13 protein-coding genes and 1 pseudogene are annotated in these 19,408 nt (G+C 72.0%); 8 read left to right on the forward strand and 6 right to left on the reverse strand.

The genetic code is table 11. The features are described 5' to 3' along the window. Nucleotide 1 precedes the first annotated feature (1 nt). From SROS_RS53165 to SROS_RS24170, 5 genes are all read right to left on the reverse strand, one after another. Nucleotides 2-790 carry a DUF7158 domain-containing protein gene (locus tag SROS_RS53165; RefSeq protein ID WP_012891534.1) on the reverse strand — a complete coding sequence of 263 codons (789 nt, stop codon included), beginning with the start codon at nt 788-790 and terminating at the stop codon, nt 2-4. After that, a complete protein-coding gene (locus SROS_RS24155) occupies nt 787-5,013 on the reverse strand; it encodes a glycoside hydrolase family 38 N-terminal domain-containing protein (RefSeq protein WP_012891535.1) in 4,227 nt (1,408 codons plus the stop codon). Before SROS_RS24155 ends, SROS_RS53165 begins: the two co-directional genes overlap by 4 nt. Before the next feature lie 98 nt (nt 5,014-5,111). After that, nucleotides 5,112-7,616 carry an endo-beta-N-acetylglucosaminidase gene (locus SROS_RS24160; protein WP_012891536.1) on the reverse strand — a complete coding sequence of 835 codons (2,505 nt, stop codon included), beginning with the start codon at nt 7,614-7,616 and terminating at the stop codon, nt 5,112-5,114. A gap of 12 nt (nt 7,617-7,628) precedes the next feature. Next, complete coding sequence (locus SROS_RS24165; protein WP_012891537.1) at nt 7,629-8,849, reverse strand: glycoside hydrolase 5 family protein; 1,221 nt, start codon at nt 8,847-8,849, stop codon at nt 7,629-7,631. 46 nt (nt 8,850-8,895) lie between these two features. Further along, entirely contained in the window at nt 8,896-9,927 is a 1,032-nt protein-coding gene (locus SROS_RS24170) for a LacI family DNA-binding transcriptional regulator (RefSeq protein ID WP_012891538.1), read from the reverse strand. A 98-nt stretch (nt 9,928-10,025) separates the two neighbouring features. Between SROS_RS24170 and SROS_RS24175 the strand changes: the two genes are divergently transcribed. From SROS_RS24175 to SROS_RS53175, 7 genes and pseudogenes are all read left to right on the forward strand, one after another. Next, a complete protein-coding gene (locus SROS_RS24175) occupies nt 10,026-11,306 on the forward strand; it encodes an ABC transporter substrate-binding protein (protein ID WP_012891539.1) in 1,281 nt (426 codons plus the stop codon). Further along, complete coding sequence (locus SROS_RS24180; RefSeq protein WP_012891540.1) at nt 11,303-12,202, forward strand: carbohydrate ABC transporter permease; 900 nt, start codon at nt 11,303-11,305, stop codon at nt 12,200-12,202. The genes SROS_RS24175 and SROS_RS24180 overlap by 4 nt, the downstream gene beginning before the upstream one ends. Nucleotides 12,203-12,350: 148 nt before the next feature. Further along, the gene (locus tag SROS_RS24185) at nt 12,351-13,154 is read left to right on the forward strand and encodes a carbohydrate ABC transporter permease (protein ID WP_218919687.1); all 804 of its coding nucleotides are present in this window, start codon (nt 12,351-12,353) and stop codon (nt 13,152-13,154) included. Between the two features lie 28 nt (nt 13,155-13,182). Then, nucleotides 13,183-16,197, forward strand: a complete 3,015-nt coding sequence (locus SROS_RS24190; protein WP_012891542.1) for an alpha-mannosidase — start codon at nt 13,183-13,185, stop codon at nt 16,195-16,197. Between the two features lie 534 nt (nt 16,198-16,731). Continuing rightward, nucleotides 16,732-17,025, forward strand: a complete 294-nt coding sequence (locus SROS_RS54510) for a transposase (RefSeq protein WP_052317035.1) — start codon at nt 16,732-16,734, stop codon at nt 17,023-17,025. Nucleotides 17,026-17,375: 350 nt separating this feature from the next. After that, a pseudogene (locus SROS_RS54515) lies at nt 17,376-17,645 on the forward strand (transposase); the annotation flags it as partial. Then, complete coding sequence (locus SROS_RS53175) at nt 17,609-18,076, forward strand: transposase (protein WP_245564242.1); 468 nt, start codon at nt 17,609-17,611, stop codon at nt 18,074-18,076. The pseudogene SROS_RS54515 and the gene SROS_RS53175, both read left to right, overlap by 37 nt. Before the next feature lie 59 nt (nt 18,077-18,135). On the opposite strand, the gene SROS_RS24205 is transcribed toward SROS_RS53175, so the two are convergent. After that, on the reverse strand, nt 18,136-19,209 hold the full coding sequence (locus tag SROS_RS24205) for a cytochrome P450 (protein ID WP_012891543.1): 1,074 nt from the start codon (nt 19,207-19,209) through the stop codon (nt 18,136-18,138). A gap of 17 nt (nt 19,210-19,226) precedes the next feature. Here SROS_RS24205 and SROS_RS51695 point away from each other — a divergent pair, with 17 nt between their 5' ends. Next, a complete protein-coding gene (locus tag SROS_RS51695; RefSeq protein WP_174435240.1) occupies nt 19,227-19,373 on the forward strand; it encodes a hypothetical protein in 147 nt (48 codons plus the stop codon). Nucleotides 19,374-19,408: the final 35 nt, after the last annotated feature.

Consider the following 19,408-nt stretch of genomic DNA (forward strand, 5'->3'; position numbering starts at 1 on the left):
GTCAGTGGCGGTGGTGGTTGTCGGGCTGCGCGGGGTCGCCGGGGTGCTCCAGCCCCGGCACCAGCCGCAGCCGGTGAGCGCGCGAGTGGTCGAGCCACCGCACGAACGCCAGCCGGCGCGCGGCGTCGAGGAGGCCGTCCGTGGGGCCGGGCGGGTCCGGCTCCGGCTCGCGGCGGGCGAGGAGGGTGGCGGTCCAGGGGCCGGCCGTCACGGTCTGGTCCAGTACGGCGGAGCTCAGCGCCTCGGCCAGGTCGGCGGGCAGTGAACCCGGCTCGGCGTCGAACTCGCCGTCCGGCGTGCGCAGCCGCCAGACCGGCCCGGTGGGCGGCCGCGTGGTGGACTCCCGGTAGGCGGCCGCCTCCGCCGGGGTGACGGCGACATCGGCGGTGACGGCCTCGTACACGGCGCGGACGGCCGCGCTGCCTTCGTACGCCGCCGCGGCGATGGAGCCCAGCTCGACGGCGGCCCGCTGGTCGAGCCGGACCGGTGGGCCGCCCCCGGGGGCGAGCCCGCGCGCGGCGGCTTCGGCGGCGCACAGCTCCTCGGTCAGCACGACCTGGGCCACCCATCGCGTGAGCTGCCGGTCTTCGGCCGTGCCCGGCGCGGGGAGCGCCGTGGACCGGGGCCCGGCTCGCAGGGCGCCGAGCCGCCGGTCCAGTTCGGCACGCGGGAGGGGGGTGCCGTCGAGCCAGCCGAGCACCGGACCCACGCCGGGCACGACCGACTCCCCGGTGACGGGCGCGTGCCCGGGGACCGGGTGCTCGTGCCCGTGGTGGTGGCCGCCCGTCATGGGGCCACCACCAGCTCGACGGTCGGGGCGTACTGGCAGCGGCCGTACCACATGACCTTGACCAGGGCCCAGGAGGAGCCGGGGTCGGCGTCGCGCGGCGCGGCCACCTCGAACTCGGCGGTGGCGCTCTCCCCCGCCGCGAGGGCGAAGCCGCGGACCGGGTCGGCGATCAGGTCCCAGGTGCCCCAGGGGGAGACGAGCTGCAGTTCGCCGCGGATCTCGCCGCGGGTGCGGTTGCGCAGCGTGAGCCCCAGCACGGCCCGGCCGCCGGGGGCGACGCGCACCGACGGCGCGGTCACCTCCACCGACAGGCCGGTGTCGCGGCCGGGGTTGTCCTTGCTGCCCTGCGCGGCCACCCAGTCCTCGGGGACGTCGCCGGGTACGGGCAGGACGCCGGGCAGGTCGCCGACGGCGATCGTGACCACGTCCTCGACGGTCTGGCCGTCGTGCTCGATCCGGGCGGCGGTGAAGTACATCCCCGGCTCCACGCCCTCCGGCGGGGTGACCGTCACCGGGAACCGCAGGTGCCCGCCCGCCGTCAGCCGGTATGGCCGCCGCGTCAGGCTCGCCGTCCAGCCCTCGGGGGCGAGGATCTCCACGGCCCCTTCCACATCGGCGTCGAGCAGGTGCGAGGAGAGCACCACCGATACCTCGGCCGGCTCCCCCTCGGTCCGCACGAGTCCCGGTGAGGCCGCGACGCTCACCGGCAGGTACCCCATCGGCGCCGGTCCCCGGTTGTGCAGCCAGTACCGCGAGTGCACCGGCTGCGCCGCCTCGGCCACCGGCCCCAGCACCGCCCCGCCGTACGGCGGCATGCCCGCGTCGGCGGCGTCGCGCGATGGCAGGCCGGGCACGGCGATCACGGTGGCGACCTCGGCGCCGGTCAGTGCGATGACGCCCGGGACGGGTTCGCCCCGGCGTTCGAGCAGGTCAGCGCGGTACGCCTCGGTGAGGGCGAGCGCGCCGGAGAGGGTGGCGTCGCGGCCGTGGCCGGTGGACTCCATCAGGCGGACGGTCACCCCGGACGCCAGGTCCGGAGCGGCGGCCGATCCGCGCGCGGTCGGGTTGCCGGCTGGCTTGAGGGTGCCGACCAGCACCTCGCGGGCGGGCTGGACCCGTAGGTACGACCGGGCCGGTGGCAGCGGGCCCGGGTGCGGCTCGGCGACCACGGCGTACAGCGGGTGGTTGAACTCCTGCCCCTGGGCGGGCAGCGTCAGCGTGCGCCAGTCGCCCTCACCGGAGACCAGCGCGTAGCGGAACTCGTGGGTCCAGTGCATGAGCTGGAAGCCCGCGCCGTCGGGCAGTGTACGGCGGGGTGGGTCGATCCACACGCCGGACGGCCAGCCGGTGCACGAGCGCATCAGCGACAGGTGCAGCGTCCCGGCCGGATCGACGGCGAAGCCCGGCAGGCCGTAGGTGAGCAGCGCGACGGTGTGGTCGGTGAGCAGCTCCGACTCCGGGACCTCCCCCGGGCAGCCGGCGCTCACGCGGGCGTCGGCGAGGTCGGCGGTCAGCGCCGCGGGGTCGGTGGTGACCAGGGCGGGCAGCGCGCGCAGGTCGCGCAGGTCGGCGTTGGGCCGCCAGACCTCGCGCAGCGGCCGCGCGGCCGGCACCCAGACGCGCCCGTCCCGCTCCAGGGTCTCGGCGTAGGCCGTCCCGGCGCTCTCCAGCAGCTCGCGCACCGCGTCGTTCTCCTCCGGCCCGCCGATCATGATCCGGAAGTCGGGGAGGTTGGAGTCCACGTCGAGCCAGCCGTACCGGGACCAGTCGGCGCTCGCCGTGGTCGCGGTGACCCCGGCCCGGACCAGTGCGACGAGCAGGTCGCGGACACCGGCGGCGTCGTCCAGCGCGGGCACGACCACCTCGGCGACTCCGAGCGCCCGCTCCCCCAGGGAGCGGCCGCCGGGGCCGGTGAGCGTGACGCGGGCGGTGGAGCCCAGGCCGAACCAGGTGTTGGCGGGGTTGTCGAGGGTCCACGGCGCCTCGGCGGCGTCCACGTCGGGCAGGGCGAACCCGCGTCCGACCACGGCCCCGGCCACCTCGCTCACCGGGAGCGCGCCGGGGAGGTCGGCGGGGAAGCTCAGCCGCAGCAGCCGGTCCGCCCCGCTGTAGGCGAGGACGCGGGTGCCGAGGTCCACCCGGTCCACGCCGTCCCAGAGCGTGACGGTCTGCTCGTAGTCGATGCCGTCCACCGTCCCGGTGATCACCAGCCGTTCGCCGAGCGGGCAGGTCTCGCGGCGCACCCGGGCCGCGCCCTGCGCCGCGCCGACGACCGGGCCCTTGGGCACCAGGTGCCAGGGGCCCTCGCCGAAGTCGGGGTGGGCCGGGTACTCCTCGTAGACGCGCAGCTCGTTGCCGACGCATCCCTCCCGGACCAGCTCGCGTCCGGCCTTCTTGTCGAACACCCTGGACAGGCCGCCGCCGCGCTCGGGGTCGGCGGTGACGCGGTAGCGGGCGTTCTCGATCGTCACGCCGGCGGTGGGGGTCCACATGGGCTCCGCGCCCGGTGGGCCGGGCAGCAGCCGCCAGGTGCGCCAGCCGGTGGCGGGCACGTTCTCGGCCAGGAACCGCAGGGTTCCCCGGTCCACGACGCGCGGCACCTCCGCGCCGGCGTCGTCGAGCACCCGTCCGCCGTCGAGCCCGGCGGGCAGCCGTACGGTCACGGGCGCCGACCGGTCGAAGGACAGCGTGTTCGCGACGACGACCGCGACGCCCTCGCCGGTGGTGTCCACGCGGGCGGCGAGCGATCCGAGCGAGGCGTCCAGTACGGCTGCCGCCAGGTCGTACGCCTCGCGCCAGCCGGACAGCAGGTCCAGGTAGACCTGGTCGGACTCGCTCCCGGTGATCGCGTCGTGGTGCGCGCCGTACGCGAGCTGCCGCCAGACCTTGTCCAGGGCGGCTTCGGGGTAGGTCCCGAGCCCTTCGAGCGCGGCGATGGTGGCGAGCTTCTCCGCGTCCACGGCGGCCGCCTCGCCTGCCCGCTGCGCCTGTTTGGTGTCGATGTAGGAGACGTCTTTGCCCGTGTAGATCGGGTTCATGTCCCGGGTCTGCGGGCTGGGCCGCCGCCCGGAGGCCGCCAGCTCGGCCCGGACCGCGTCGAGGAAGTCGCGCGGGGTGGCGCAGACGAAGCGTGGCCAGACGTAGCGGGCGTTCCAGGAGCGGTGGATCTCGGTGACCCACTTGTTCGGCGGGGTGTAGTCGGTGCCCACGGGCAGCAGCAGGTTCCTCGTCGCCCCGACCGGCTTGAGCTTGCGGTACAGCTCGTACACGGCCTTCTCGGCGGTGGCCAGGTCGGCGGAGGAGTCCATCCACCAGCCCGCCGAGTAGTGGTGCGGCATGAAGTGCGTCAGCACCCCGAGCCCTGACGGGGAGATCCACTCGAACTCGCTCGGGAACTGCATGACCGTGGCATCGTCCTTGGCCTCGCGGAAGTTCTTCTGGATCGGCCCCCACTGGTGGAACGGCCCGCGCGCCCAGGCGCTTCCGGTCAGCCCTGCCGCCGCGAGGTAGCCGGGGAACTGCGGGTCGTGCCCGAACGCGTCGAGCTGCCACGCCGTCGCCGGCTCCCCGCCCAGGATGTCGCGCTGGTAGCCGATGCCGTACACGATGTTCCGGATCGTGGTCTCGGCCCCGGTCAGGTTGGTGTTGGGCTCGTTGTAGGTCCCGCCGACCAGCTCGACCTGCCCGCGCTCCATCAGCAGCCGCAGGTCGGCGCGGCGCTCGGGGTGCACGTCGAAGTACGGCTTGAGGTAGTCGATCTCGGCCAGCACGAACTTGTAGACCGGGTCGCGCAGCGCCAGGTCCAGGTGCGCGTCCACCAGCGCGAAGCCGTTGCGCTCCCACAGGGGCCGGGTGGTGGCGTCCCCGGACAGCAGTTCCCAGGGCGAGGTGTACGCCGCCTGCGTGTTCCACCACACCGGGTCGTAGTGGAAGTGCGAGACCATGAACATCGTCCAGCCGGGCTCAGCCACGACGACCACGCCCTCGGCGCGCGCGTCGCCCGCCGTCACCACGACCGGCAACTCGGCCCCCGGGACCGGGGCGGCGATCTCCAGCGGGACCTCGACCTCGCCGGAGCCCTCGGCCTCGCCTGCGACGCCGGGGCCGGTGACGGCGACCCGTGCGGGCGGGCCGTCGAGCGTCACGCGCAGCACCTGGCGCGGGACGTCCTCGGTGCCCGCGAACAGGTCCGTGGACTCCACGGAGATGATGGTGACTGACACGGGATTCCTCTCTGCGGGCCGGTGACCCACGTGGTCGGCGGCCGGTCGCGCCGCCGGGTTCCCGGCGGCGCGACCGGCCTGGAGGGCGCGTTACCGCGCTACCTCCCCCACGCCTCGAACTCGTAGATCCGGGCGGCGGAGTCGGTGTTCTGAGCCGGTTTGGTGATGGACAGCCTGACGTGGCGGGCGGTGAGGGTGACCGGGTGAGTGGTGGTGGCCGTCGTGTTGCCGGTGACGGTCACCGCGGTCTCCCACTCCTCCGAGGCGGCGGAGCGCACCTGGATCGTGAAGTCCCGGGTGTTGAACGCGGCGGGCTCCCCGCCGGCCTGCGCGTGCCGGACCACGAACCGGGTCAGGGAGCGGGCCTCGCCGAGGTCCACCTCCAGCCACCTGTTCGCGGTGAGCGTGCACCATTTGTCGGAGTTGCCGCCGGTGACGGTGCCGTTCACGGCCTTGGCCGGCCCCTCGTTCGCGTTGCACTGCCCGGAGGCGGTTGCCGGGCGGCCGAGCGCGCGATTGTCCTCCCCCGGCTCCCCCGACCAGGCGACCGTCGCGGTCGCGGCGGCCGACCGGCCGTACTCGGTGGAGACGGCCTCGACCTCGATCGTCGTGCTGGTCTCCGCGCCGGCCCGGTCGAGCTGCGGCACGAAGTACGCGTCGTTCGGGGTCGCGCCCAGGTAGGTCCGGGAGCCGTCGGCGTTGCGGCGGTAGACGTCGTAGTGGTGGACCTGGCCGGACCCGGAGCCGGCGGCGGTCCAGGCCAGGCGGAGCGACTTGCGCGAGGGGGACACGTCGGTCGCGCCGAGCACCTGGAGGCCGGAGGGCGCGGCGGGCGCGTCCACGGCTCCGTCGTACACGGCGAGCTGCCCGACCCGGATGTCGTAGGAGGCGGCGGAGCCCTCGGCGCGCAGGCCGAGCTGGGCGATGGTCTTGCCGGCGTGCGCCGACAGATCCAGCGTCTTCCGCTCCCAGCCGGTGCCGCTCGTGGACCCCAGGTCGAATGTGGTGAAGGTACCCGGCGCGTCGGTGAACGCGACGGCCGCCTTCAGGCGGGTCGGACCCGCGGCGGGCGTCTTGACCACGACGGACAGCTTGGTGCCGGCCGTCACCGGCAGCTTCGCCTGGTAGAGCCGCACGGTGTTGGCTGCGTCGAGATTCCCGGTGAGCCGCAGCGACGAGCCGCCCTCGTACGCGTCGCCGTAGTCGATGGATGGCGTGAGCCGGGTCCCGCTGGAGTCCACCACCCACTGATAGGTGGGGGGCACGTCCTGTACTGACAGGTTGTTCCAGCCGCCGGTGCGCACGCGGGTCCCGCCGACGTTGTAGAAGTCGCCGTGGCCGGTGTTGAACCCGGTGACGAACGGCTTCGCGGTCACGGCCGTGGACTCGGCGATGTGGTGCGCCAGGCCCTTCCAGGACGAGGAGGTCGCGGTGTTGGACGGGTCGGCGTTCGCGCCCACCCAGTACCGGGAGTCGCGGGTGCGGAAGTCGGCCGGGCCTGAGGAGGACTTCCACGTCCACTCGGGCCGGTAGATGCCCAGCGAGGTGACGTGCGGCTGACCGGTGGGGAACACCGCGTCCCAGCTCACCCCGGTGTTGTATCCGTTGGCCTCGGTGTCGATGCCCGCATACAGCTCGTGCTCGTCCCGGCTGAGGGAGCGGGCCAGGTCGCGCGACGAGCGCAGGTTGCCCGCGCCCCAGCCGAAGTCCAGGAACATCGAGTCGGACACCCGGGCGGGGTCGCTCAGGAAGGCGTCGTTCGCCGTGGTGAGCGCGTCCTGCCAGCTCACCGAGCCGTTCTCGGTCATCGCGTCGTACCACATGAACTCGGCCTGGCTCTTGGCCCGGGCGTACTTCATCAGCGAACGGATCTCGGTCGCCAGGGCGGCGTCGCCGCCCGCGGTCTCCTGGTTGATGAACCAGCCGTCGAACCCGTAGTGCTGGGCCACCTGTACCAGCTTGTCAGCGACCGGGTAGTTCGGGCCGGACTTCCGCACGAAGTCGCGTACCCACTGGATCTGCCCGCCGTACGCCGTGGGCGGGAAGAACACCGTGCCGTAGACCTTGACCCCGTTGCGGTGCGCGGCGTCGATCACCGTCGCGTTGGGGGCGAGGATGAGGCCCTCGCCCGCCGAACCGCCCCAGAAGACCAGGGTGTCGATGTACTGCCAGTAGGTGAAGGCGTAGTAGTTGGGGTCGAGGGAGCCCTGTGACGGGTTGCCGGAGGTGGGTGCGAACGACACCAGCGAGGCGATCTTGCCCTCGCCGGCGCGCGCGTTCGGGTTGGCCTTGAGCGCGGGGTCGGAGGCGCGGGGCCGCAGCGGTACCCGCGACCGGTTGAACCGCGCGTCCGGGTCCGTCGCCGGGTCCCAGTTCAGGATCGTGTTCGGGTGCCAGTAGGAGGCGTAGGGCTGGTCGCCCGCCGCCCGCACCGCCGTGCGGCCCGACCGGTTCGGCGCCGCCGGGGTGGACGGAGCAGCCGAGGGGGATGGGTCGGCGGGTGAGGAGGTGGGCCGGGCCGTGGGGGCGGCGAGGGCGGGCTGGACGGCGAGGGCCGTAGCGATCAGGGCCCCGCACAGGGCGGGTAACACGCGGCGTCGCATCTGGGCTCCCTCTCATTCCTGGGTGAGGACGGTGTCGATTCCCCGAGTCGTGAGGTGGCCCGGGTCGGCGGCGCGGTCGCCGGCGACGATGGCCACTGGTCCGGTCTGGCGCAGCCGGACCCATTCGGTGTGGAAGGCGCTGCCGGGCGCGACCTCGGCCCGGCGGCCGGGCTCGGTCCGCAGGTCCACGTCGCACCGCAGGGCGGGGCGCCTTTCCCCGGTACGGCGGCGGCGCTCGCCGATGATCGCCGCGAGTTCCTTGGCCGCGGGCTTGGGGCGGTGGTCCACGGTGAACAGGCCCAGGCCGTACTCACGCTCCGGGAAGTCGGTGAGGGAACGTTCCAGGTCGTGGGAGCACCACCAGGTGACGCCCCACAGGGCGGGGTTGGCGGTCACCGTGTCGAGCGTGCGGCGGACGAACTCGGCGGCGTGGGCCTCGGGCACGTCGGGCAGGGGAACGCCGATCTCCTGCAGCCAGATGGGCCGGGCCGGGTCGAGCGAGGTGGCCGCGGCCAGTTCGACGAGGTAGTCGGCGTGGCCGACGGTGGCCGGGCCGAGCGGGCCGTCGATCGCGGAGACGCCGTTGAACACCCAGGAGTGGACCGTGGTCAGGTCGCCGAGGTCCACGTTGTCGGCGGGATGGAACGGGTGCTCCGGGTCGTACCACGTGGCGTCGTACAGCGAGTGGAGGGCGAGCAGGCCCGGCGCGGCGGAGCGCACGACGTCGACCAGTTCGGCGGCCCAGGCCGTGGACGCCTCGGGCGTGGTGGGGTTGCTCGGGTAGAGGTTGTTGACCTCGTTGCCGAGCGTGACGGCGAACACGTTGTCGCGGGTGGCGACGGCGCGGGCGAGCCGGTCGGCGTACGCGGCGATGCCGTCGCGCACGCCGCGGTCGGTGAAGAGGCTGCGCCGGTGCCAGGTGAGCACCCACGACGGCAGGAAGTCGAAGCTGGACAGGTGTCCCTGGAGCAGGTCCACGGCGACGGACAGGCCGAACTCGGCGGCGACGTCGATCAGCGCCAGCAGGTCGTCCACGGCGCGCTGCCGGATCAGCGCCCGGTTGGGCTGGATCCACGGCCAGATCGGGAACACGCGCACGTGGTCCAGGCCGATCGAGGCCAGGTCCTCGAAGTCGCGGCGGGCGGCGTCGAGCGAGAGGTCGAGCCAACTGTGAAACCAGCCGGCCGAGGGCACGTAGTTGGCGCCGTAGCGGATGGGGTCGGACAGGGGCACGCGTCCTCCGGGGGTCGAACGATCTCCCGGCGGAGCCTAAACCGCTTTAGTCGTCCTGCCAAGCCCTCGGCGGCGCCGTGCTCTCCCGGACCACCAGCCGGGGGGTCGCCGTCTCGACGTCCCGGCGCAGCCCCGGCTCGGCGATGACCTCCAGCATCACCTCGGCGAACTGCTTGCCGAAGGCGAAGGTGTCGCGGGAGAGCGCGCTGATCGCGGGGTGCGCGATCCGGGTCAGCACCGAGTCGTCGAAGGCCACGATGGACAGCTCGTCCGGCACCTTCACCCCCATCTCGCCCGCCACCCCCAGCCCGGCCAGCGCCATCACGTCGCTGTCGTAGACGATGGCCGTCGGCCGGCGGGAGCGCGACAGCAGCGCCCGGGTCGCGGCGGCGCCCTCGGAGTCGCTGAAGTCGGTGTGCACCGACACCGCCTCCTCCAGGTCCAGCCGCCCGGCGCGGTCGCGCAGCGCGCGCGTGCGCCGCTGGGTGTGCAGGAACGCCGGGAGGCCCGCGACGTGGGCCATCCTGCGGTGGCCGAGCGCGGCCAGGTAATCCACGACCGACAGCATCGCCCCGCGGTCGTCGGCCCACACGCTGGACAGGTTTCCGTGCCCGCCGGGGCCGCCCAGGACCACCGCGGGCACCCCCAGATCCTCCAGCACCTCGATGCGCGGGTCGCGGACCTTGAGGTCCACCATGACGAACCCGTCCACCCGGTGCGCGGAGGCCCACTCCCGGTAGACCTCCGTCTCGGCCTCGACGTCCTCGACGATCAGCAGGTGCAGCGCCACCGACTGCGCCGACAGCCCCGCCTGCAGCCCGGACAACAACTGGGCGAAGAACGGCTCCACGCCGAGGGTGCTGGCGGGCCGGGCGATGACCAGGCCCACGGCCTCCGCGCGGGCCCCGCCCAGAGCCCGGGCGGCGCTGTGCGGACGCCAGTTCATCTCCTTCGCGACCTGCAGGATTCGCGCGCGGGTGGCCTCGCCGACCCCCGGGCGCCCGTTGAGCGCGAAGGACACCGCGCCCTTCGAAACCCCGACCCGCTCCGCGATGTCGGCGATCGTCGGTCGGCGCACCACTGCTCCTTCACGAGTTCGTCTCAGCTATTGACACACGAGTCTAGCCGGGGGAATAGTCCGGCAACTAAAGCGATTTAGCCTACAAGGAGAGCGCCATGCGTAGGTACTGGACGGGACTGGCCATGGCGGCCGTCATGGTCGTCTCGGGGTGCGGGCTCGACGCGGCCGACCCGCAGGACGAGGCCGCGCCGACCGCGGCCGCCACCGGCGAGGTGAAGGGCAAGGTCACGCTGCAGACGTGGGCGCTGAAGCCCAAGTTCACCTCGTACATGGAGAGCGTGATCAGCGCCTTCGAGAAGAAGCACCCGGGCACCGACGTGGCGTGGCTCGACCAGCCCGCCGACGCCTACTCGGACAAGGTGCTCAGCCAGGCCGCGGGCGGCACTCTGCCCGACGTCACCAACCTGCCACCCGACTTCGCCCGTCCGCTGGTCAAGCAGGGCATGCTGCTCGACGTGTCCACGGTGGACTCCAAGCTGGCCGACGAGTACGTCGCCGGTGGCCTCGACGCATACAGGTTCAGCGGCCACCAGGGCACCTACGGCTACCCGTGGTACCTCAACACGGACGTCAACTACTGGAACAGCGAGTTGATGGCGGAGTACGGGCTGGACCCGAAGCAGCCGCCGGCGTCCTTCGACGAACTGGTCGAGCAGGCCCGGACCATGAAGGAGAAGTCGGGCGGCAAGGTCCTGCTGATGAGCCGCCGCCCTGAGATCGGGGACCTGAGGGAGGCGGGGGTCAAGCTCCTGTCCGACGACGGCAAGAAGTTCGTCTTCAACACGCCCGAGGCCGCCGCACTGGTCGACAAGTACCGCGCCGCCTTCAAGGAGGGCCTGATGCCGCGCGACGTGCTGACCGACACCTACGCCGGCAACGCCAAGCTGTTCAACGAAGGCGCGGTGGCCTGGACCACCGGCGGCGGCAACCACATCACGAGCGTGACCAACGAGAACCCCTCGCTCGCGCCCAAGATCGTGGCCTCCCCCGACTTCGGTACCCCGCCGCTGTACGTTCAGGGCCTGTCCATCTCGAAGAAGACCACGAACCTGCCGACGGCGATCGCGCTGGCCCGCTGGGTGACCAGCCCGGAGAACCAGGCCGCGTTCGCCCACCTGGTCAGCATCTTCCCGAGCACGAAGTCCTCGGCGAACGACCCGTTCTTCAGCAAGAGCGACGGCACCAACGCCGGCGACGCCAAGGTCATCGCCTTCAACTCGCTGGCCAAGGCGGAGGTTCTCCAGCCCTACGAGGTCACCGACGCGATGAGCAAGTTCATCCGGCAGCAGATCTCGGCCGCCCTCAACGGTCAGATCTCCTCGAAAGAGGCCCTGGACGCCGCGGTCGCCAAGTGCAACGAGCTGCTCAACCAGTGACGTACACCGCACCGACCCGCCCGAGGCGGCTGCGCCGCCTGTTCACGCCCTGGGTGCTGGTGGCGCCCGCCGCCCTGTGGCTGCTCGTGTTCAACGTCTGGCCGTCGATCAACACGATCGTCCTGGCGTTCACGAACGCGAAGCCGCTGGGCGGCGGGCACTTCACCGGCCTGGACAACTTCGCCCGGGTGCTGAGCGACGGCCAGCTCGCCGACGCGCTGCTCAACAGCATCGTGTTCATGCTGGTCTGCCTGCCGCTGCTCACGGTCCTGCCGCTGCTGCTGGCGATCCTGGTCGAGAAGAAGATCCCGGGAATCGCGTTCTTCCGCACGGCCTTCTACACGCCCGTCGTCGCCTCCGCCGTGGTGGTCGCGCTGATCTGGAGCTGGGTGCTCAGCGACCGGGGCCTGGTCAACGGCTTCGCGCAGTGGCTGGGGATCATCGCCGAGCCGGTCCCGTTCCTCACCGAGCGCTGGCTCCTGGTGTTCAGCGCCATCTCCCTGACCGTGTGGAAGGGCCTCGGCTACTACATGATCATCTATCTGTCGGCGCTCGGGAACGTCCGGCGGGAGCTGCACGAGGCCGCTGCCGTGGACGGGGCCGGGCCGATCCGCCGGTTCTGGAACGTGACCGTCCCCGGCGTGCGGAACACGATGCTGCTGGTCTCGGTGATGGTGGCGGTCTCGGCGCTGCGCGTGTTCTCGGAGCTGTTCGTGCTCTCGAACGGCACCGGCGGGCCCGGCGGGCGCGCCCAGTCCGTCGTGATGCTCATCCAGATGTACAGCCGCGGCTTCTACGGCCACTTCGGCTACGCCTCGGCGCTCAGCATCGTGCTGCTCGTCATCACGCTCGGCCCGATGCTCCTGCTGCTCCGGCTCAACAGGAAGGCGACCTGACATGCCCGACGTCACAGCGCGTGTCGAGACCGGGCGCCACGCCGTAGCGGCAGAGAGGCCGGGACCGAAGGCGGGCCCGGGACAGGGCCGGCACGCGGGCCGTGCGCGACGGCGGTCCGGATTCGGCACCGCGGGACCGGGCGAGCTGGTGTTGCGCTACTCTCTGCTCGCGCTGGTGCTCGTGCTCCTGATCTCACCGTTCCTGTGGCAGTTGTCCACCTCGCTGAAGAGCCTGCACGAGGACATCTTCACCGGCGCCCCGAGCTTCCTGCCGGAGCAGCCCACGCTGGACAACTACGCCCGGGTCGCCGAAACCATCCCCGTGTGGTCGTACGCGCTCAACTCGCTGATCGTGGCCGTCATCGTGGTCCTGGGCAACGCCGCCGGAGCGACCCTGGCCGGCTACGCGCTGGCCCGGCTGAGGTTCCGGGGCGCGAAGCTGCTGCTCGTGGGGTTCCTGGCCACGCTGGTGCTGCCCGGCGAGGTGACGATCATCTCGCAGTACATCACCGTGCGCGGGTTCGGCCTGGCGGACACCCTGCTGGGCGTCGCGCTGCCCGGCGCGATCGGGATGCTGAACGTGCTGCTGATGCGTACCGCGTTCCAGGCCATCCCCCAGGAGATGGACGAGGCCGCCGTCATCGACGGTGCGACCCCGTGGCAGCGGCTGATCCGCATCGGCCTGCCGAACGTGCGGGGCATGCTGAGTGTGATCACGATCTTCGCGTTCATCGGCGCCTGGGACGACTTCCTGTGGCCGCTCATCGTCCTCAACGACCCGGAGAACTTCACGCTCACCGTCGGCCTGCAGTACCTCAACGGGACGTTCACCAACAACCCCCGGCTTCCCGCCGCCGGGACCATGATCTCCTTTATCCCCATCGTGATCCTTTTCGCGTCGTTGCAGCGGTTCTTCTTCCGCGGCGTCGAAGAGGGCGCGATCAAGGGCTGATCGACAACCTGACCGAGGAGTCTCCCCCATGCATGACGATCGCGAGCTGGTCGAGAACCGGCTCAAGCGGGTGCTCGACGAGCGGATCCGCCCCGCGGTGTACCCCGCGTCCGTGCCGCTGGACGTGGCCGTGTGGCACGCGCCCGGCGAGCCCGTACCTGTGGCCGAGGGCCTGGCGGCATCCCCCTCACCGATCGCGGTCGGTGACGCGTGGGGCGCGCCGTGGGGCACGAGCTGGTTCACGGTCACCGGCACGGTGCCCGCCGACTGGGCGGGCCGGACCGTGGAGGCCATCCTCGACCTGGGCTTCGACGAGAACATGCCGGGCTTCCAGTGCGAAGGCCTGGTCTACCGGCCCGATGGCAACCCGGTGAAGGGTCTCAACCCGCGTAACCAGTGGGTGCGCGTCGGCGCGCCGGTCCAGGGTGGCGAGGAGGTGCGGCTGCACATCGAGGCGGCCTCCAACCCGGTCATCCTCGACTACCACCCCTTCCTGCCCACGAAGCTCGGAGACAAGGAGACGGCCGGCAGCGAGCCGCAGTACCGGCTGGCCCGCATGGAACTCGCGATCTTCGACGAGACCGTCTGGCAGCTCGTGATCGACCTGGAGGTGCTCGGCGAGCTGATGGCGGAGCTGCCCGTGGACGGCGCCCGCCGCTGGGAGCTGCTGCGCGCCGTCGAGCGGGCCCTCGACGCGATCGACCTGCAGGACGTCAACGGCACGGCCGCCGCCGCCCGCGCCGAGCTGGCCGGGGTGCTGGCCACGCCGGCCGCGCCCTCGGCCCACCGGATCAGCGCGGTCGGGCACGCCCACATCGACTCGGCCTGGCTGTGGCCGCTGCGCGAGACCGTGCGCAAGGTCGCCCGCACCACCTCCAACATGACCGCGCTGCTGGAGGACGAGCCGGAGTTCGTCTTCGCCATGTCCCAGGCACAGCAGTGGGCGTGGATCAAGGAGCACCGGCCGGAGGTCTGGACCCGGGTCGTCAAGGCCGTGGCCGATGGGCGGTTCGTCCCGACCGGCGGCATGTGGGTGGAGTCGGACACGAACATGCCCGGCTCGGAGGCCATGGCCCGGCAGTTCGTGCACGGCAAGCGCTTCTTCCTCGACGAGTTCGGCGTCGAGAACGAGGAGGCGTGGCTGCCCGACACGTTCGGCTTCGCCGCCGGGCTCCCGCAGATCATCAAGGCGGCCGGATCCAAGCGGCTGCTCACCCAGAAGATCTCCTGGAGCCAGATCAACAAGTTCCCCCACCACACGTTCCTGTGGGAGGGCATCGACGGCACCCGGATCTTCACCCACTTCCCGCCCGTGGACACCTACAACTGCTCGATGAAGGGCAGCGAGATCGCCCACGCGGCGCGCAACTTCAAGGACAAGGGCGTGGCCCGGCACTCGCTGGCTCCCACCGGCTGGGGCGACGGGGGCGGCGGCACCACCCGTGAGATGGTCGCCAAGGCGGCCCGCCTGCGGGACCTGGAGGGGTCGGCCACCGTTGTCTGGGAGACGCCCGCCGAGTTCTTCGCCAAGGCCGAGGTGGAGTACCCCGCCCCGCCGGTCTGGGTCGGCGAGCTGTACCTGGAGCTGCACCGCGCCACGCTCACCAGCCAGGCCAAGACCAAGCAGGGCAACCGCCGCAGCGAGTCGCTGCTGCGCGAGGCCGAGCTGTGGGCGGCCACCGCCGCCGTGCGCACCGGGTCCGAGTACCCCCACGAGCGGCTCGACCGGATCTGGAAGACCGTGCTGCTCCACCAGTTCCACGACATCCTGCCCGGCTCGTCCATCGCCTGGGTGCACCGCGAGGCCGAGAAGACGTACGCCGCCGTGGCCGCCGAGCTGAACGAGATCATCGACGGCGCGCAGCGGGCCCTCGCGGGAAACCCCGGCTCCGGCGAGCTGGTCTTCAACGCGGCGCCGCACACCCGCCACGGCGTCCCGGCCGGCGGCGCGGCCGCGGTCCCAGCCCCCGCCCTCGCCGCCGAACTCCGCACGCGCGGCGAGGGCGGATACGTCCTGGACGACGGCCTGCTCCGGGTGGAGGTCGACGGCCGCGGCCTGGTCGTCTCGGCGTACGACCTGCGGGCGGAGCGGGAGACGGTCGCGCCGGGGCAGGCCGCCAACCTGCTGCAGATCCACCCCGACTTCCCCAACATGTGGGACGCCTGGGACGTGGACCAGTTCTACCGGAACACGGTCACCGACCTGGTGGACGCCGACGAGGTCGCGCCGGGCGAGGAGCCGGGCTCGGTCCGCGTGGTGCGCTCGTTCGGCGCGTCGCGGGTCACACAGGTCCTCACCGTGGAGGCCGGGCGGCTCGACATCCGCACCGAGGTGAACTGGCACGAGACCGAGAAGTTCCTCAAGCTGGCCTTCCCGCTGGACGTGCACGCCGACCGGTACGCCTCCGAGAGCCAGTACGGCCACGCCTTCCGCGCCACCCACACCAACACCAGCTGGGAGGCCGCCAAGTTCGAGGCGTGCAACCACAAGTTCGTGCACGTGGAGGAGCCGGACTGGGGCGTGGCGCTGGTCACCGACTCCACCTACGGCCACGACCTGACCCGCACCGTGCGGGCGTCCGACTCGGGCACGACCACCACGCTGCGGGTGTCGCTGCTGCGGGCGCCGCGGTTCCCCGACCCCGAAACCGACCAGGGCCTGCACCTGTTCCGGCACGCACTGGTGCCGGGCGCGGCGATCGGCGACGCGGTGCGCGAGGGCTGGTTCCTCAACCTGCCCGAGCGGCGGGTCCCGGGCGACGCCGAGGTCGCGCCGCTGGTCACCGTGGACGACGACGCGGTCGTGGTAACCGCCGTGAAGCTGGCCGACGACGGGAGCGGAGACGTCGTCGTCCGCTTCCACGAGTCCCGGGGAGGCCGGGCCCGCGCCCGCGTCTCCACCGGCTTCGCCGCCACCGGCGTCGCCGTGACCGACCTGCTGGAGCGCCCGCTCACCGACACGGCCCCACCGGAGCTGACCGACGGGTCGGTGGCGGTGGCACTGCGCCCGTTCGAGCTGGTCACGCTACGGTTCAGCCGCTAAGCGCACCCCCTCGGCGTACCGCCCGGGCGGGCGGTACGCCGAGAGCCGGCCCACCCGGCCCGCCCAGGACGGGAGGCGTCGCGGCGACGTACACGATCACCGGGCGACGAGGAAGGCCGATCGGCCCGTGACGTTGAATGCGCACGCCCTCCAGCACACGCCGGAAGTACGGGCTGTCGCCATGCCGGCCGGGGCTGATGATCCGGGCGATCGGACGGCAACGCCGGTCGGCGGCCAGGTGCACCTTCGTGCTCAACCCGCCACGCGGACGGCCCAGCGCTTCCCGTCCCCTGGCCGGTTTGTGATCTACGCCGTCCCCTTTGACGGGAAGTCGGCCGACGGCCGATGGCGGGCTCCGGCGGCATGCTGATGCGCACGCACCACGGCGGAATCCACGCTCACCGTCCAGTCCTCGCCTTCGGCCTCGTCACATCCGGCCCGCAACCCGTCCAGGATCTTCCCCCAGGTGCCGTCCATCGACAGGAGACCACTGAAGATGTAGGAGCCTGACCTCGCTGTGAATACCGCCCCAGCATGCCGCCGCAGATCCTGGCCACGGCGGTGCTGTTGCAGACCCTGGACGGCGTCTCCGATGTCGAGGCCGTCCAGGAACTACGCTGCGACCTGCGCTGGAAGGCCGCCTGCGGACTGGGCCTGCACGACACCGCATTCGATCCGTCGCTGCTGACCTACTTCCGGCGCCGCCTGGCCCGCTCGACGCGACCGGCCGGATCTTCGATGCGGTCCGCGCGGTCATCGCCGAAACCGGCGTGCTGCGCGGCCGCCACCGGCGGGCACTGGACTCGGCCGTGCTGGACGACGCGGTAGCCACCCAGGACACCGTCACCCAGCTGATCGCCACGATCCGCCGGGTAATCCGCGAGGTGCCCGGCGCCGCGGAAGCCGCCGCGTCCTGCTGCATCGCCCATGACTACATCAGCCCCGGTAAACCCCGCATCGCCTGGAACGACGAGCAGGCCCGGGCCGTCCTGGTCGATGCCCTGGTCACCGACGCGATCCGCCTGCTGGCCGAGACCTGCGACCAGGTGCTGGATGCGCGCGCCGCAGACGCCATCGGCATCCTGGCGCTTGTGGCGGACCAGGACGTGGAACCGGGCGAGGGCTCCGACGGCCGCGACGGGCGCCGGCGCATCGCCCGGCGCACCGCACCCGAGCGTATGATCTCCACCGTCGATCCCGAGGCCCGGCACATCCACAAGAGCACAACCCGCACCTCAGACGGGTTCAAGGCGCACCTGGCCGTCGAGCCGGAGACCGGCCTGCTGACCGCCGTCGCCATGCGGCCCGGGGCCGGAGCCGCCCATCACGAGGCCGCCGTGGCCCCCGATCTACTGACCGGCGAAGACCACCGGGTGGAGGTCGTGGCCGATGCCGCGTACTCGTCCGGGCCGTGCCGGCGGGCACTGACCGAGGCCGGGCACCGGCTGCTGATCAAGCCGCCGCCACTGCGCCCGGCCGGGCCGAGCGGGTTCACCCTGGACGACTTCGCCATCGGCACCGGCACCGGCCTCTGCCCGGCCGGGCAGAGGGCGGTGCCGGTGGTACGGACACCAAACGCGCTACCTTCGACACCGCGACCTGTGCGCTCTGCCCGCTGCGGCAGCGGTGCACCATTGCCCGGGGCGGCCGGGTGGTGCAGATCCGCCCCGATCACGATCTGCAAGTGGCCGCCCGCCGCGGCACCCCACACGGATCGGGGTCAGGCAAGGTCAGATGGGTCGTAGAGCGGACCTTCGCCTGGCTGCGTCAGTTCAACCGACTCCGCATCCGCTACGAACGCCGTGCTGATCTTCGTCAAGCCCTGCTTGACCTGGCCTGCAGCATCATCTGCCTCCGCAGACTGCGGACCTCATTTTGAAACCCTCAGTTAGAGCAGGCCCTGACGCCACCGGCCGTTCCAGTTGTTCGATCCCCGTCTCAGGACCAGGTGACCGGTAGCGAATGCACGCCGAAGATGAGCATCTCGTTGCGTACCGGCACCTGCTCGGTCGGCACCGCCAGGCGCAGGTCCGGCAGACGGGAGATCAGTTCGCCCAGCCCTGTCCGCATCTCGATCCGGGCCAGTTGCTGACCCAGGCACTGGTGCACCCCATGCCCGAAGGCCAGGTGAGGAGTACGTGAGCGGCGCAGGTCGAGCGTGTCGGGATCGGGCCAATGTCGGGGGTCCCGGTTGACCTCGGGCGTGGCGATCACGACGGTCGCGCCGGCCGGGATGTCCACACCGCCCAGCGTCACCGGCTCGGTGGTGACCCGGCTGACTCCGAGCTGGATGATCGACAGGAACCGCAGCAGCTCCTCCACCGTGCTGTCGATCAGGCCCGGATCGGCACGCAGCGCCGCGAGCTGGTCGGGATGCTCCAGCAGCGCGAACGTACCCAGACCCAGCATGTTCGCCGTGGTCTCATGGCCCGCGTTGAGCAGGACGAGTGCGACATCGACCAGCTGTGCGTCCGTCAGGGGCGGGTCGGCGTCGTGGATGAGCCCGGACAGCAGGTCATCAGCGGGGTTCGAGCGCTTGCCTGCCACCAGCCGCCGCATGAACGCATACAGCTCGGCGCGCGCCATGGCCTGCTCCTGCGGGGTCGAGTCCGCGTTCAGCCCGGCCGCCGTACGCTCCTGGAACTCCGCACGGTCGGCGTAGTCCACGCCCAGCAACTCGCAGATGACCAGCGACGGCAGCGGCAACGCGAACGCCGGCACCAGATCGGCCTCCGTACCCGCCGCCTTCATCGCCTCGATGTGCTCCACTGCGATCTCCGTCACCCGCGACTCCAGCTCCCGCATCCGCCGCACCGTGAACTGACCCGTCAGCAACCGCCGCAACCGGGTGTGCTCCGGCGGGTCCATGAAGACGAAGATCCCGTCCTCCCGCTCCGCCACCTCCGCCTTCGACGGTTCCGCCGCCTCCATCTCGGCCACCTCGTGCGGCCGCAGCGACGTCGCGTCCCGATGGCGCACCTTGTCGGCGCTGAAACGCGCGTCCGACAACACCGTACGGGCCTCCTCGAATGGACCTGTTGCGCCACGACATGTTCATGACGATGCGCACCGTGTCGGACGAGTCGATCGTCGAGATCGTGGACGAGGTGTGGCTGCCACTACTGGGGGCGCCTGAGGCTCCGGCCGAGTCGTCGGCTCCGGCCCCACCGGGCTGACCCTCGCCTGCGACCTGGCCCGCCGGGCGTCGCCG

Source organism: Streptosporangium roseum DSM 43021, assembly GCF_000024865.1.
GTDB classification, from domain to species: Bacteria; Actinomycetota; Actinomycetes; order Streptosporangiales; family Streptosporangiaceae; genus Streptosporangium; species Streptosporangium roseum.

Coding starts and splice junctions, on each gene's coding strand:
- SROS_RS24190 (WP_012891542.1), top strand. CDS start 13,183: ATGCATGACGATCGCGAGCTGGTCGAGAACCGGCTCAAGCGGGTGCTC.
- SROS_RS53165 (WP_012891534.1), bottom strand. CDS start 790: ATGACGGGCGGCCACCACCACGGGCACGAGCACCCGGTCCCCGGGCAC.
- SROS_RS51695 (WP_174435240.1), top strand. CDS start 19,227: ATGGACCTGTTGCGCCACGACATGTTCATGACGATGCGCACCGTGTCG.
- SROS_RS24175 (WP_012891539.1), top strand. CDS start 10,026: ATGCGTAGGTACTGGACGGGACTGGCCATGGCGGCCGTCATGGTCGTC.
- SROS_RS24160 (WP_012891536.1), bottom strand. CDS start 7,616: ATGCGACGCCGCGTGTTACCCGCCCTGTGCGGGGCCCTGATCGCTACG.
- SROS_RS54510 (WP_052317035.1), top strand. CDS start 16,732: ATGCCGCCGCAGATCCTGGCCACGGCGGTGCTGTTGCAGACCCTGGAC.